Source organism: Gimesia sp. (genome assembly GCF_048262075.1).
Lineage (GTDB): Bacteria > Planctomycetota > Planctomycetia > Planctomycetales > Planctomycetaceae > Gimesia.
In genome coordinates, this window is sequence record NZ_JBLXFK010000003.1 from 441,911 (window position 1) to 457,869 (window position 15,959).

Annotated in this window: 10 protein-coding genes; 2 read left to right on the top strand and 8 right to left on the bottom strand. The window is 50.6% G+C overall.

What is annotated here, in order from left to right:
- Positions 1–29: 29 nt before the first annotated feature.
- The 3 genes from ACN0YH_RS09245 to glgA form a co-directional block, all read right to left on the bottom strand.
- The gene (locus ACN0YH_RS09245) at positions 30–2,225 is read right to left on the bottom strand and encodes an alpha-amylase/4-alpha-glucanotransferase domain-containing protein (protein ID WP_417379279.1); all 2,196 of its coding nucleotides are present in this window, start codon (positions 2,223–2,225) and stop codon (positions 30–32) included.
- Between the two features lie 394 nt (positions 2,226–2,619).
- Positions 2,620–3,603 (bottom strand): hypothetical protein, encoded by a 984-nt coding sequence (locus ACN0YH_RS09250; RefSeq protein ID WP_417379280.1) that lies wholly within the window; start codon positions 3,601–3,603, stop codon positions 2,620–2,622.
- A 50-nt stretch (positions 3,604–3,653) separates the two neighbouring features.
- Complete coding sequence (gene glgA, locus ACN0YH_RS09255) at positions 3,654–5,165, bottom strand: glycogen synthase GlgA (protein ID WP_417379281.1); 1,512 nt, start codon at positions 5,163–5,165, stop codon at positions 3,654–3,656.
- Positions 5,166–5,621: 456 nt separating this feature from the next.
- Here glgA and ACN0YH_RS09260 point away from each other — a divergent pair, with 456 nt between their 5' ends.
- Complete coding sequence (locus tag ACN0YH_RS09260; RefSeq protein ID WP_417379282.1) at positions 5,622–7,064, top strand: sensor histidine kinase; 1,443 nt, start codon at positions 5,622–5,624, stop codon at positions 7,062–7,064.
- 29 nt (positions 7,065–7,093) lie between these two features.
- A complete protein-coding gene (locus tag ACN0YH_RS09265; RefSeq protein ID WP_417379283.1) occupies positions 7,094–8,449 on the top strand; it encodes a sigma-54-dependent transcriptional regulator in 1,356 nt (451 codons plus the stop codon).
- A 31-nt stretch (positions 8,450–8,480) separates the two neighbouring features.
- Here the strand turns inward: ACN0YH_RS09265 and ACN0YH_RS09270 are convergent, their stop codons facing one another.
- The 5 genes from ACN0YH_RS09270 to mutM all read right to left on the bottom strand — a co-directional run bounded on the left by ACN0YH_RS09270 (position 8,481) and on the right by mutM (position 15,933).
- The gene (locus tag ACN0YH_RS09270; RefSeq protein ID WP_417379284.1) at positions 8,481–10,853 is read right to left on the bottom strand and encodes a polysaccharide biosynthesis tyrosine autokinase; all 2,373 of its coding nucleotides are present in this window, start codon (positions 10,851–10,853) and stop codon (positions 8,481–8,483) included.
- Positions 10,854–10,942: 89 nt separating this feature from the next.
- Positions 10,943–11,917: an SDR family oxidoreductase gene (locus ACN0YH_RS09275; protein ID WP_417379285.1), complete on the bottom strand. Its 975-nt coding sequence runs from the start codon at positions 11,915–11,917 to the stop codon at positions 10,943–10,945.
- Positions 11,918–12,297: 380 nt separating this feature from the next.
- Positions 12,298–13,059: a 23S rRNA (guanosine(2251)-2'-O)-methyltransferase RlmB gene (rlmB, locus tag ACN0YH_RS09280; protein WP_417379286.1), complete on the bottom strand. Its 762-nt coding sequence runs from the start codon at positions 13,057–13,059 to the stop codon at positions 12,298–12,300.
- A 98-nt stretch (positions 13,060–13,157) separates the two neighbouring features.
- Positions 13,158–14,885 carry an ATP-binding protein gene (locus ACN0YH_RS09285; protein ID WP_417379287.1) on the bottom strand — a complete coding sequence of 576 codons (1,728 nt, stop codon included), beginning with the start codon at positions 14,883–14,885 and terminating at the stop codon, positions 13,158–13,160.
- A gap of 199 nt (positions 14,886–15,084) precedes the next feature.
- Entirely contained in the window at positions 15,085–15,933 is an 849-nt protein-coding gene (gene mutM, locus ACN0YH_RS09290) for a DNA-formamidopyrimidine glycosylase (RefSeq protein ID WP_417379288.1), read from the bottom strand.
- Between the last annotated feature and the right edge of the window lie 26 nt (positions 15,934–15,959).

Here is a 15,959-nt window from a genome sequence, read left to right on the forward strand (position 1 = left end):
ACTTCACCAAAGGACCTCTCAGTCCAGGCTTATGCTCCGGAAGCGGCTGCTTCACTGAGGGCTTTGGCCTGGGCTGCCGAGGTATCCATTGAAAGCGTGATGGTGACAGACCAGCGTCCCTCTTCATCCGCAACGAATTCCCAGTGTGGGATCACTACAGAGCTCTGATGGACGAGTTCGTACCCACCTTCCGACTGGCTGATCGTTTCAATCGGAAACGTCCAGATACTGGCCGGCGAGGAAAGATCCAGGGCTGCATCCAGTCCGAGCCATTCATCGACCAACCCGATACGATCGGTTTTTTCCAGATCGAGTTTTGCTTCGAGCTGCCCCAGTTGTTTGCCGAGATGATTGTAGTAATAGCGGTCACTGGCTCCGGCAGCCATACCCGCAAAGTTGAATTCGACGCCAAAATTCAGAGGAACGTCTGCAGGCAGGTGTGCGAGTTCGTAAGTAATTTCCAGCGAGCCCGAAGCGTTCTTCGTCAGGCCAACAGTTTTGGTAAGTTCAATTTCGTAAGGGCCAACATACCCTTTGCGAACCATCCGCACTTCGCAGTCCTCATCGGTTCGTTTGAGCGAACTGAGGTAAACGCCGTGCACGAAATCGCCGACTTCTCCACCGCCTTGAATGACCGTTTCCAGATCGACGCCTGGTTGGAAGAAATGATCAACCAGTGATTTACGGGGGGTATGATCGTACTGCAGTTTTTTCTCAAGACCGGGCTGCTTGAAACGGACGGCGTTATGAATTTTGCCGATATCTTCTCCGTTCTGTGCGCCTTCTTTCTGTTCAATGGCTGCCTGGCGAATAATATCGTGATACGGTTCAGGACGTCGATCGAGGGTCGCCAGTAAATTATGTTTCGCACCCCGCACATCCAGTTCATACAGATGACCGCCTTGCGCCGGTGCGAGATAACCGACCAGTCGATTGCTGGCCAGCCTGACTTCTTTACGGGCATCCAGATTGAAGTCGGCGACTTCCACTTCGAGCCAGTTGGCATCACGGTGTGTAATTTTTTCCAGCAGTGTGTCGGCAGAGATCAGATGCTTGTAAATCGCATTCCGCAGATGAGGCAGATACAGGCCTCCAAAGGCACCATGCCAGTAAGGGCAGTTACACTGTGCGCGGTAGAGTTCGGTACGGGCTTCATGCAGAGCGGGCAGGTCTTCTGCGTCGACGCCGGTCTCTTCCAGGCTCTGCAGACGATTGCTGACCTGTAACATCCGGGCATACATCTCATTGAGCTCGGCATATTTCACACGGAAGTTTCGCCAGAAACCGCCTCGCAAATAGGGTTTGAGTCGATCAAAGCCTTCCGTCTCAGCAAATTTTTCTTTGAGCTCGGCCAACTCCAACTGTCGCTCGGAGGAGAGCGCCCACTCATTCATTTCACGGTAACTGGCATCAGGCAGATAACAGCTTCCCAGCGGAGAGACAGTATCGACCGATTCTGAAAGTGTGGTGACTTTCAACCAGTCACTGTTTTGACGCAGTAAGTCGAGAAACTTTTTCAGCCAGCCATCGCGGTAAACATGATCGAAGGTGCCCGGCCAGGCGCCAAACTTTTCGCCGTCATCACCAAAGACCACGACCGAATGCGGATGATGGTCGGCAATCTCTTTCAGGTAATGAATTGTTTCGACGGGATCGGTAAAGGGAATCTGGTAGCGGAGCGTTTCGTTGTCGGGGAAGATCTTAAGCAGGCGGCCTTCGTCTTCCGAGAGATAGTAGCCATGCATTTTTTCAGCGCGAACGCCGGCAGCACTGAAGTGGGAATCATCCAGCAGGGTGAATTCCATGCCGGCATCGACCAGATCGGAGACGAACGACTGTTCCCAGACCCGTTCGGGTACCCACATCCCGCGGACGGGTGTTCCAAACAGTTTTTTCAGATAGTCGGAGTAAGCGGTAATCTGCCCGATACGGTCACAACGGGGAATACCAGCCAGGATGGGTTCATAAAACGGACCGCCCAGGATCTCAACCTGCCCGGATTCCGCCAGGCCGCGAACGCGATCGATGTATTCGGGATGCGCTTCAACGAGCCATTCCATCAGGCTGCCTGAGGTATGCAGCGAAAAAGGGATATCAGGGTATTCTGACAAAACGTCGAGAAATGGTTGATAGCTGTTTTGATAGGATTCTTCAAAAACGCCTTCAAAATTCCCAACGGGCTGATGGTTGTGAATGACTAATACAAGCCGAAGTCGACAGCCCATGGGCCGCATCCTTTCATCCGTGTAAAACACAGAACTTTCGATTACGCTGTAAAACGGAACGGTATCAAATACGTGGCGGGTCGCCTCTTTGCCTGCGTTAAGCGCTGTGCCAGCAGGACTTGAAACGATTCTGGCTTATCTTAAAGCCAACCTTTTTGTAATCATAGAGGACTTTTCCGGATAATAAAATCCAAGTCCCCTTAAAATCGACACTAACGATCTTGAAATACCGCTGGAGGAAGGTGAATTGTTAAAGCAGGTAAGCTTTCACCAGCTTGATTAACTGGGATAATTCATAACGTGAAACTCAACTCTCTATTTTCCTGCCTCGATTTTTTGAGTGATATCCCTCTACCTCCCACAGCAGAATGGAATATCAAGACAGTAAACAGGTTCAAAGATGCAACTGCTGTTTCAACTCCTCAACGGCCTGCTCGGGATAAACCGGGTTGATAAAGGCATTGGAGGCGATTTCAAAGCCCGCCAGGTGTGCCAGCCGCGGATAGACTCTCAGACTCCAGGCATAGCCGTCCTGTTCCCTGGTATCGTAGGGGGGCATCTGGATCACGTAATTGAGGTCGTGACGTCCGAGTAACGCTTCCAGACTGCATAACAGACGGCGAGTGATACAGGCCAGATCATTGAGTTCCTGATCGCTGGAATGGTCAAAGTGCGTTTTCAGAGAACGGGGAATGACCCAGGTTTCATAGGAAAAGCGACTGGCGAAGGGACAGATGATGTCGAAATATTTCGTGGATATCACCCGCCCGGAAAACCCGTCTGTTGAATCGCGGGTAATCGTATGAAATAAGGAACAGGCATGCTCCGACTGATGCGCACGAGCCGCCTGCACTTCCTGCTGGAGCGCCTGCGGGACCAGATGGCTGGCAAGGAATTGTGAGTGCACGTGCCCCAGTGAAGCCCCCCCCAGAATCCCCTGGTTTTTAAAGATGAGCGCATAATTCAGACGGGGATCATCTCGATGGGCGGCGACCCGCTGACGGTAAGCTTGAAACATATACTGGAATTGAGTCTGGTCGAGAGACGATGCATGAGTTTCAAACTGGGGACACTCGACGATGACTTCATGTACGCCGTACTGATCTGAATCAGAAACCGGAGTCAGCGCAGGATACTTGTTGGCAACCACACGAACATTCCAGCCGGGTTGATTTGCTTTTGTCTCCGGCGAGCGGATGGCAAACAGTTCGGGCGTTGTCTCGGCTTCTTTTCCTTCAGCAAACGGATCGGAGCTGATCTGTTCCTGCGTGGCGACATACTGACTGGCATTTCCTGAAATTTTCATGGGCCGCCGGGCTCGTTCCGGCGCGAAGATAGTGGTAAAGCCGGTAAGAGGGTCGGTTCTGATCTCTGACATCGATTCCTGGCGTCGTAATGGGATAGAAGAATTGTTTGACTGGTTGTCTTTTAATGGGTGGCAGAGACTGACTCGCTGTTTTTATTTCGATAACTGCTGGCCCGCTGATAGACAGACAGGTAGTTTTGAGCGCTCTGTTTCCAGGACCAGTCTTTTGTCATGCCATTCCGAATCAACTGATTCCAGAGTGGTTTGTCGTAGTAGACATCGATGGCTCGCCGCAGCTGTCGGTAGAGGACCGTCGCATCAAAGTGCCAGAAAGAAAACCCGTTGGCAGTCCCATTTTCCAGGTTTTCCTCGTGGGCATCCACGACGGAATCAGCCAGACCTCCTACTTCATGGACGATGGGCACTGTCCCATACAACAGGCTATACATCTGATTCAACCCGCAGGGCTCAAACTGGCTGGGCATCAGAAAAATATCCAGACCGGCTTCGATCTGGTGCGCCAGCGTTTCATCAAAGCCGATATAGGTTGCAACTTGATCCGGGAAACGTTTCGCAAGGTCAGAGAAGGCAGTTTCATGTCGGGGATCGCCGGTTCCTAAAAAGACCATCTGGACGTCAGTGGCCAGCAGGATTTCGGCAGCATCCAGAATCAGGGAGAATCCTTTCTGATCGGTCATCCGGGAGATTGCGCCTAACAGGGGGACATCCGGTTTTAGCGGCAGTCCCATGCGTTCCTGTAACGCTGCTTTACACTTTGCCTTGCCATCAGAGAGCGTTTCAACCGAATAATGCGCGGCCAGATGCGGATCGATTTCAGGGTTCCACTCGCTGGTATCGACTCCATTCAGAATACCGACCAGTCGTTCGGCGTGCGATTCGAGTACGCCATTCAGGCCGTAACCGAATTGCTCAGTGCGAATCTCTTTCGCATAAGTGGGACTGACCGTGGTAATCATATCCGAGAAGACGATCCCAGTCTTGAGCAGATTCAACTGACCAAAATATTCCATCTGATGCCGATTAAAATATTTCCAGTCAATACCGGTCAGCAGCATATCCCAATGCCAATACTGTCCCTGGAAGGCCATATTATGAATCGTATATACGGCGGCTGTGTTTTCGAATCCGGGCTGATGCTGATATTCAATTTTCAACAACGCTGGAATCAATCCGGTCTGCCAGTCGTTGGAATGGATGATGTTCGGCTGCAGGTTGAGCTGTGATGTGAACTCCATCACTGCACGACTGAAGAAGATGAACCGTTCACAGTTGTCCTGATAATCACGGCCATTTTCATGATAGAGTTCCGCACGATCAAAATAGCGAGATTGATCGATCAGATAGACGTTCACTTTCGAATCGGGAAAGGAGGCTTTCAGCAGACTGGCTTCCACCTGCTTGCTGCCCACAGGGATCATCACCTTTTCAGAGCAAGGTTCGAAATCGTCAGGAGAAAACCCACGTTTTGCTGTCGACTGGGGATAAAAAGGCAGAAACAGGCTGACTTCATGCCCTTCTGCTGCCAGCGATTTTGACAAGGCAGAGGCCACATCGGCCAATCCGCCTGTCTTGGCAAATGGAATCGCTTCTGAGCTCGCTACGACGATTTTCATAAATTCCCAATCTATCCGGATCTATAATCCTGCTGAATGTCTACAATGTTCTTTAGCATTCTATACGTTTTGAGCGACGGAAAGAAATGGATCTGCTCACGGGAGTCACGCTGATTCCCGGAATTCGTCCCACTCTTTCTGTGATCTCTTTGCATATATAAAATCATACATGGATTGTTTTTACGAATCAGGCTCAGACTGTCCGTGAGTTTGAGCTCTCACAGGTACTGGTTTTACCTGTTTGTACAGTAAAATTCGTTGACTTCTCGCTCAAAATAGCGAATGTGTAATTGCAGATCAATTTCAGTTTCGTGATAGTATAGCTTCATTGATGCGATGCCATCGAGTCTGGCATTCACATTTGAATTTCCGCATTCTGTTTACCACACATGGTAGTCAGTCAGAATCTCATATTGCAGCGAATCAGAAGCACGACACAGAATTTCCATTTCTACCATGAATGACCCATTAAACGTGGAGAATCAGAGCGAACCAGGCGACGCGATGCAGGATCGTCCGGCGGAAGCACCTGCTCCCCTGACGGCTCCCCGCATCCACCATGATGCTTATACCTGGGAACTACCGGCGGAAGAAATTACTCTGCGAATTCGGTGGTTCGGGCTGTGTGTCGGTTATGTACTGGTCAATTTTGGCGGAAACAGTTCTGCCATTCAGGTCCCCCAGTTGAACTGGATTCTGACATTAGGTGCGATCTACGCCCTGGCAGATACTTACATGAGCTTTCGAGGTCGCGTCTTTCTGGGTGAATGGCCGCTGATCATTTCGGTGATGGAAGCGTTGTTCATTGGGCTGCTCTGTCATTATGACGCCGGATTAAACAGTCCGTTTCGGTTTTATTATCTGTTATCGCTGATTGTCTGTTCCATCCGGCACTCGCCTCAGATTGCTTATCTGACACTGGGACTGCATCTGATCAGTTATTCGACGCTGTTATTTTCCAACCGCCCGTCAGACTGGGTCACACAGCTGTTGTTGATGATTGTCTGGATGGGTTGGGTCGCGTGGGCGAGCATCGCCTTTTCTCAACTGGTCAAACGCACGAGTATGGAGCTTTCGCTGGCCAACTCGCAGTTGAAGATGAACCAGGAACTGCTGGAAGATCGCATTGCCCGCCGGACCAGTGACCTGCAGGAATCACAGGCGCTGCTGGTCCAGCAGGAAAAACATGCCGCCTTCGGTCTGCTGGCAGCGGGTATAGCGCACGAAGTGGGAAACCCGCTGGCGGGAATCAGTTCCCTCGTACAACTGCTCAACCGCCATAATAATGATGAATATACGAATAAGCGGCTGGATGAAGTTGATGCCCAGCTGCGACGGATTCAGCGAATTCTACGTGAGCTGATCGACTTCAGCCGCCCGGCGACTACCGAGCGGAATCGCTGTCAGATTAATGATCTGATTACGGAATCGCTCAACATTTCAAAATACTACAAACGGAAAAAAGGTAAGAATATCATCACCCGCTTTGCCGAGGATCTGCCTGTCGTGCAGGTAGTGCGTGACCAGCTCGTACAGGTTTTCCTGAACCTGATCCTGAATGCGATGGATGCGACAGAGGAAGGGGAATCGATCGAGATTACGACCCAAGCCCGCGAGGGGCAGATTATCATCTCGGTCCACGACGAGGGGGAAGGCATCCGCGAAGAAGATAAAGCCAGGCTGTTTCAACCCTATTTTACTACGAAGGCCAAAGGAACGGGGCTGGGACTGTTTGTCTGTAAAAATATCCTCGAACACTCGAATTCCGGTACAATCGAAATTGATGATACAGTACAAGATGGTGCCCGGTTCATTGTCTCCCTCAATTGTGAGGAGTTAGAGGGAGAAGCAGATATTCCTCCCGGCCCGGCAAAAGAAATTAAATTTGTAACGACTTAAACTAAATGAAGAACAGGACGAACTCCAACGTGCAACTCAATCGATCCGTACTGATTGTCGAAGATGAAGAAGTCATTCGGACTTCGCTGGCGGAATTCCTAACCAGCGAAGGTTATGAAACCATGCAGGCTTCTACTGTAGCCAAAGCGTTGGAACTGGCCCGTGATCGAGATTTTAACGTCGCGATCTGTGATGTTCAGTTGCCTGATGGAGATGGTATTGAACTCCTGCGACGGTTACAGAACATCAAACCAAATATCTTCGTACTGATCATCACCGCTTATGCGACTGTGGAAAATACAATTTCCGCCTTCAAAGCGGGTGCCTTCGACTACCTGGTAAAGCCGGTCATCTTTGACGATCTGTCTCATAAGTTGAATCGCCTGTTCGAGTACCAGAAAATATTCTACGAGAACCAGATTCTTCGAAGGGAACTGGCCCGCAGCCCGGGATTAGAAGAAGTCGTCGGCAGCAGTAAGGCGTTGCAGAAACTGCAGAGTACGATTCGAAAAATTGCAGCGACGAATTCCAATGTGCTGCTGTCAGGTGAATCGGGGACCGGGAAAGAGCTGTTTGCCCGATCGATCCACTCGAATGGTCCCAATCGCGAACAACGCTTCCTGGCGGTCAACTGTGGCATGCGACCGATTGAACTGCTTGAGTCTCAATTGTTTGGATCGGCTAACAGTTCGCTCCAGTATTCCTCATCCGAGCAGATTGGCGTCTTTAAAAATGCTGATGGGGGAACCGTGTATCTGGATGAAATCTCTCAACTCCCGCTGGGAACGCAGGGCAAACTGCTGCGGGCGATCGAATACGGCGAAATCCTGCCGCTGGGGAGTGCCGAGCCGGTGAAAGTCGATGTGCGGCTCATCGCTTCGACTACCCAGGACCTGGCTGAGATGGTCAAGTCAGGTGAGTTCGAAGAAGACCTGTTTTATCGCCTGGATGGTATGAAAATTCATATCCCGGCGTTACGGGAACGTGTCGATGATGTTCCGGAACTGGTCGAATACTTCATTTCCAAGCACTCCCGTAAAATGGGAAAACGGGTCACCGGAGCGACCAGTGAAACCATTCGCACACTGATGTCCGCTGAATGGAAAGGAAATGTTCGTCAGTTGGATAATGCCATCGAACGCGCGGTGATGATGTGTGACGAAACTACGATCTGCCTGAACGACCTGCCTCCGGAACTTCATCAGAATGAACCTCCGTTACCCGATGTAGACGATCTGCGGCTGGCGCTCCGGCATTATGAGCGAATGCATATTACACGCGTACTGAAAGACAGCGCGGATAAACGGGAAGCGGCCAAGCGACTGAAGCTTGGACTGTCCAGCCTGTATCGTAAGATTGAAGAACTGGATATTGAATTAGAGTAGTCCCCGTTTCTGCAGAGACTCCACACCACGTTCAGTGGGTGAGTTTCGTTTTCGCAGCAATGTCTGCCTGCTTCGCCTGGACTTTTGAGGGAATAATATAGTAGTCGCTGTACCCGGGTCCCGAACCGTAGTCGTAGTCACCTAATTTCCCGGATTGAACGCCGTTCGCCAGGAGACCTGTGACTTTGATCCCATTGGTCTGGATAATCTGCTGTACCTTTCGGATCACGCCACGTCGGTTCTTGTCAATTCGAACAACGAGCAGCACACCATCAACGATGGAAGCAATCACCGATGGATCGCTGACGACCACCAGAGGCGGAGTATCAATCAGAATATAGTCGTATTCATTACGCAGCTGATTTACCAGTTCAGAAAACCCTCGTGACATCAGCATCTCGGAAGGATTCTCAGGCAACGTCCCCGCAGTCAGTATCGAAAGATGTTCGACACGGGTTTCCCGAATCGCAGTCTGCACATCGATCTCACCGGACAACACATCTCCCAGGCCAACAGAATTAACGAGTCCAAACAGTTTATGAATTGTAGGTCGCCTGAGGTCGGCATCGACAATCAGTACTTTTCTACCTGTTTGAGCAATCGCCAGCGCCAGGTTGGAAATGGAAGTGGTTTTTCCATCGCCGGGCTCAGCACTGGTCATCTGCAGCACTTTCGCGCCGCTGCGATCTGTTTTCAACAACAGAGAGGTCCGCAGTGAGCGGAACGCTTCTGCTTCTCGCGAGGCAGGACGATAGTAGTACCATAATGCGGGAGCAAATTCGCTTTCATCAACGGCTGCATCACTTTCTGCGAATGAAGGGACTTCTCCCAGGATGGGCAGATGCAGCTGATTTCGAATTTCATCGACGGACTTCATGGTCGTATCCCGCATTTCACGGAAGTAAGCAAACGCCAGGATCAGCCCGAGTCCTGCTGCTGTACCGGCCATCAGGAATTTCAACTGACGTTTGATAACCAGTTCATCTTTCACAGGTGCCAGTTGAGTCAGCGTGTACCCGCTGTTGCCTTGCGAAACTCTTTCAACGAGCAACTGTTTGAAAATGTTATCGCGCTGTGATTTGAGCTGGGCAATTTCTTCATTGTAAGATTGATCGACCACCTGGAAGTTTCCAATTTTCTTGGCCAGTTCGGTTTCCTGGTCGAATATTTTTGTCAGTTCCAGTTCCCGATTCTCCAGCTCTTTAAATTGCTGCTCCATGGACTTGAGATACACATTCACAAAATCCACGTCTTTGGTTTTCGCGACCTGAAATTCACCTGATTCCAGATTCTCTGCAGAAATATCGAGTCCCTGGCGGCGATAGAGATTGATGATCGTTTCAATACTGCGATTGACTGCGTCCAGATCGGGATGGTTTTTCTGAAAGTCGCGTTCCAGTCGATTCTTCTGAATCAATAATGGCATTAAATGCGTTTCCAAGGCAGTGCGGGCCCGGTCCAGCTGGCTGGTTGCCGGTGAAGCAATCTGACCTTCGGTTGTGTTTCCATTAGCAGCCTGTCCGCGGGTCTGTCCCATGAGAAACTGCTGCGCCAGCAGTTCGAGTGTCTCTTTTGATTCACCGCTGGCAATGGCTGCTTTCAGTGAATCGATTTTTGATTTGAGTTCCGTCAGTTTCAAGAGGTTCAGGCGACGTTCGTTATCAATGGATTTCACCCGTTCCTGATGCACATTGGTGCTGCCAGCGACAGCTGCTTCGGATCCGGGAGTACTCTCCCAGTAGAGCGGTGCATTTTCGCGGAATTTCTGGTATTCGTTTTTCTTCAGTTCCAGCTCAGTAGCAATCTGTTTTTCAGCCTGCTTCAACTGCTGAATAATGTCTTCTGTATTTTCCTCACGAACTTCATGCAGATAACGCTTGTAGGCGTCTACGATGGCCTGTGTGACGGCCTCGGCATCTTTGGCATTCGGGTTTTCATAGGTAATGGTCAGGATGTTGAGGAACGCACGGTCGTTACCGGAAATTCGTTTAACCTTTAGGGTATCGATAATATCCTGGGTCGGATCTTTTTCGCCTGCCAGTGACGGCAATTGATTGAGTTTGGCTTCTTTGACGGCCTCTCCGACAATCCGCGGACTCTTGATCACATCAATATGAGCCGTCAGTTCACCAAAGGTCTGAATTTCCCCATCCTTAATCGGTACCGGATTTTTCTGTGAGACCTGAATTTTCGTGGTTGCCGAAAAGATCGGTCCCAGCTTCATATAAGCAGCCTGCCCCAGTAACAGACCAACTGCCAGCCCCAATACCAGCAGATACTTACTGCGCAGCAGGAGCCTCAGGATATCCACACCAGGTCCGGAAGAGTTGATTTCTGCGTTCTCTTCCATACCGTCGATGGCAAAATCCGATTGCTGGTCCAGAGGTTGAAAGTCAGTATTCACGACAACGGGTCCTGATCAATAAAAATCTGCGGGTGCATAAATAACGTAACTAGTGAAGAATCAGTTTTTCAAAGCCACAGTAGGACTGATCAACAGCCGCCCAGACATTTTTTAGATTCGGTTTTGGCGGTACCTGCGTACCAGTCAATGGTTCTCCGCAGGCCTTCTTCGATTTCCACAACAGGTTCGTAACCCAGGTCACGTTGTGCGGCAGAAATGTCGGCCCAGGAATGTTTGACATCGCCTGTTCGTTCGGGCTGGAAATCGGGATCATATGGTTTGTCCAACTGATCACAGATGAATTTCAGCAGGTCAATCAGGTTCAACGAACTGCCACAGGCAGCGTTATAAACGTTCCCGGAGACTTTGTCCGCCGGTGCCTGTGAAGCCAGGAGATTTGCCTGTACCACATTGTCGACGAACGTAAAATCACGAGACTGCAGGCCATCACCGAAGATCATGGGGCGGCGTCCTTCCAGCAAGGCGGAAGTAAATAATGGAATGACCGCGGAATAAGGACTGTTGGGGTCCTGGCGGGGACCAAAGACGTTGAAGTAACGAATGCGGACGGTTTCCAGGTCGTAAGAATTGGCAAAAGCCTGGCAGTACAATTCGCCTGCCAGCTTGGCAGCGGCGTAAGGTGAAAGCACTTCCGGAGTCTGACCTTCGTGTTTGGGCATCTGTTTCTGATTGCCGTACGCACTGCTGGACCCGGCATAAACCACGCGCTGCACACCAGAGCGGCGAGCAGCATCAAGCACGTTAATGGTTCCCGTCACACAAGCTTCATGTGTATCGAGTGGATGTTCCACACTACGGGGAACAGAGGCCAGAGCGGCCTGGTGGAAAACAATCTCGACACCAGCGGTGGCTTGTTCGACGGCTGCCAGATCCCGCAGATCTCCCTGCACGAACTCAACATCGTCTTTAATGTGTTCCAGATTATGTAGTGCGCCTGTACTTAAGTTATCGAAGACGCGGACGCGATGACCGTCTTTGATCAGACGAGTTGCCAGATGAGAGCCAATAAATCCTGCGCCGCCGGTCACTAAATAATTTGTCACGATTGATTTTCCTGCATTGTTTTTGTTCGGTGGAACCCACGCGCTACCAGCAGACGCCTACGTCTGTCAGGCGGAGTTCCCGTAACCTGTACCTTCAATGTAGCATTCAATTCGCAAGTAATCCGAAATGAATTCCAAGGATTACTCTTCGAAATGATCGAATCCGATTCGAAGCATGCGTCTCAATGCATTATAAGCAGGTATTTCTCATACAACCAAAATAATCTGCAGGTGCCAGAATGTCGAAAGTGGCTGAAGGCAGACAGGCTCGGACAAAATAAGCCTTAATCGCTACGGGAAACGAAGCATGTAACGATTATAGACATTTTGCAGATTCTCACTGTTATCGCATGAAAATCGTACGAGACTGATCCAGAAACTTATTTTGCTCCAGGACCAAACGGCGAAAAGCGGGCGATCATGATGCCTGCGGCGACAGAAGCATTAAGGGAATCCACTATCCCGGTGGGGGTCAGGCGTGTGACAACATCACACTGTTCCAGGGTGAGTCGGCGGAGTCCTTTCTCTTCATTGCCTATCACCACCATCCAGGGACGATCCTGGGAGAAAGTGGACACGTCCTCTTCAGCATGTTCCGAGGTGCCCATCACCCAGACACCGGTTTCTTTTGCCTGGGTGATCGATCGGCTCAGGTTGGTTTCGACGGCGAACGGAACTGCTTCCATCCCCCCGGAGGCGACATCATAAACGGTCGCGTTGATGGGGGCGGAACGGTCTTTGGTCAACACAATCCCTCGCACTCCAAAGAAAGCTGCCGTTCGAAAAATGGCACCGATGTTGTGCGGATCCTGAATGCAGTCCAGCGCCAGCCAGAGACCGCTAGTTTCCCCGCCCTGCTCTGAAGCGGGAAAGAGTTCGCTGAGTACCGAAGGGTTCCGTGGTTTGACCAGAGCAACAGAACCCGCAGTCCGACGTCCCTGGTCTTCAGACTGGCGGCGTTTCATTTTCTGCGGGGCTGATTTTTTGATTACGACGGGAATCCGCTGGCTGCGTGCTTCATCGGCGACATCTCCCCAGTTCCCTTGCGCTGAACCTGCAGTGAGACGAATCTCAGTGACATCAATCGGGCGGGTTTGCAGAGCCGCCATTACGCTATGTGGATTTTTCAGCTCCAAAGCCACGAGAGCAGGTTCCTGAATCAAGATGGGATGTAAATAAGAGGTCCGACAGCCTGGACTGTCTACCAGAAAGCAAAGGGTAGGCACTGACAGTCATAGATTCAAGGAGTGCGCGTCTCAGAATGTTCGTTCTCCCCGAGTTTTTCCCGGGAATAAACCTTGAGATCGGATGTTTTGATGCGATTCATGCCGACAGAAGTATCATCCAGGTCCGTGAGAATGCCCTCCGGAGACAGGCTCATGCGAACAGGCAGGCGTGCGGTAAACGTACTGCCTCGACCAAATTCACTTTCCAGAAAGACTTCGCCGTCGAGTAACTTGGAAAGTTCGCGAATGATCGATAACCCCAGTCCCGTCCCTTCATAAGAACGGCTCATCGTATCCCGCGATTCGGAAGAAGATTTTCCCTGGCGGAATTTTTCAAAGATATGTGCCTGTTCATCCAGGGGGATGCCAATCCCTGTATCTTCCACAATGAGGTCCATGTGTTTCGGGTCCTCTTCGCAGAGTTTTGCTGCAACATGGACTCTGCCACCTTCCGGGGTAAACTTGATGGCATTGGAAAGGAGGTTATTGAGAATCTGCTGAATTTTGATGGAGTCCTGAAACAGAATCGGAATCTTCGGATCAATTTCGGAGGTCAGCTCAATATTCTTCTTATCCGCCAGGGGAAGCATATTGCCTACCCGACGTTCAATCAGATCAGCCACGGAAATTTCGGAAAGCTGCAGTTCCATTTTACCGCTCTCAATTTTTGCCAGATCGAGGACATCATTGATCTGAGCCAACAGGTTTTTGCCAGACATCTGAATGTTACTGACATAACGTTTCTGCTTCTCATTGAGATCTTTGGAATTTGCCAGCAGATCACTGAAACCGAGAATACTGTTCAGAGGCGTGCGCAGTTCGTGGCTCATGGTCGCCAGGAACTCGTCTTTGAGTTTGTTCATTTCATAGAGTCTGAGGTTGACCTGCGCCAGTTCGTCCACTTTGGTATCGAGGTCGGTATTGACGGTCCGCAGTTCTTCCTGCACGGTGACCAGGTGACGAAGCATGCGGTTGAAGGCATAGCTCAGTTCTTCAAATTCGTCTCCCGTGCGGATGTCGGCCCGCAAGTCCAGGTTGCCGTGTGCAATCTGGTCGCTGACATCCTTGAGGTGGAGTACCGGCTTGACAATCACGTAGCGAACGATCGCATAAGCGGCCAGCATCGCCAGCACGGCTGTCACGAGAGCTGAAGCCAGGTTGATGGCATTGTTCCAGTTCTGTGCCTGTTCGACCTTCTGTGAGGGAAAGCGAATATTGACGATTCCGATGAGCCCTCCCAGTTCCAGATCGGGATCATCGCGGAGTCGATGGCAGGAGACACAGGATTCCGTCGCGTGTATGGCACCGTAATACTGAAATTTCCCTTCCGCTTCATCGCGGTAAAAGATTTCGTTCTCACCCTGTTTGATGCGTTCCAGCGCTTCATAGCCGGCACTGTCGATAGGACGCTCCTTGGAATCCGCATTGGATGGATTCGCTTTAAAGACCGCCCAGCTGTAGTCGCCGAGATCCTTAGGCTTGACTGACTGCGCAATTTTTTCGATCAGCATACGGTATTGATCGTTCGATTCGGACCATTTCCAGTGTTTTTCCAGGATGATCGGCGCAACCAGTAAACGGGCGGAGGTAATGTTCTGATCGTTCAACACCTGATTGTTCAACCAGGTATTCAATGAAAAGCTGGCCGTAATTAATACGAGCAATCCGCCACCAAACAGGTAGCGACACTTGCGTTCGAGGTTGGTTTCCCCCAGCAGTTTTTTGAATGCACGATACGACATGGATTACCAGTGGGTATGAGATCCGAATCAGATGCTGCGAAATCGCCTTAACATCTCTCAGACGATCTTATTCCAAAATTGTCTGTAGAGAAAAGCATGATTCGTCAATTCTCCCCTCAAATCAGCGAATTTTCTCAGATTTATCATACCGCTTAGGGATGCAGCGTTACCTGATCGGGAAACAGCGGGTTGATATTGTTTATGACTGCAGGACCTGACAACAGGGACAGAAAAACGTAGAACGCTGGGCCTGGACAATTCGGATGATCTGCGCTCCCTTGCAGGACGGACATTTTTTATCTTCCTGACCGTACACGCGATGCTGGTTCTGATAGCCGCCCGACTGATTGAGCGCATTTCGATAGGTTCCATCGCCAAGAGTCGATCCCTCATAGCGAATGGCGGTTTTCAGAATCTGCTGCATCGCTTTGTGCAATGCTTTGATTTCTGCTGCAGACAACTGATCTGCTGTCTGTTCGGGATGAATGCAGCTCTGGTGCAGCATTTCGCTGGCATAAAGATTGCCGATTCCCGCGACCATTTTTTGATCCAGTAAAGCGACCTTCACGGCGCGGCTGGTCTTCGCCAGCCGCTGTTTCAGCTCGTTGACGGTAATCTCAAGGGCATCGGGGCCCAGTTTCTGCGGTCCCAGAACCGTTTCCTGTTCCGCCTGACTGAGCAGTTGAACCGTTCCCAGTCCACGTCGATCCCAGAACCAGAGTGATCGACTGGAGCGTCCTTTTTGCAGCAGCCACTCCAGACGCAGGTGTCCAGTATCGGGTGGGTCTGCAAGTAACATCAGTCCAGTCATCCGCGGTTCAATAACGAACGAATATCCATTCTCCAGATCCAGGATCACCCGTTTCGCACGACGCCAGACGCGGGTCACGGTTTGATTTAAAGCTTTTGATTGAATGGTTTTAAAGCCCGGCTTCATGGAAATGGGTTTACACGGGCAGTCACAGGTACGAAAGTCTTTAATTTTGCGACCTTCCACCGATTCACGGATTCCGCGGACCATGGTCTCAACTTCAGGCAGTTCTGGCACGAATATTCTTTCTAAAGCGATCGCAG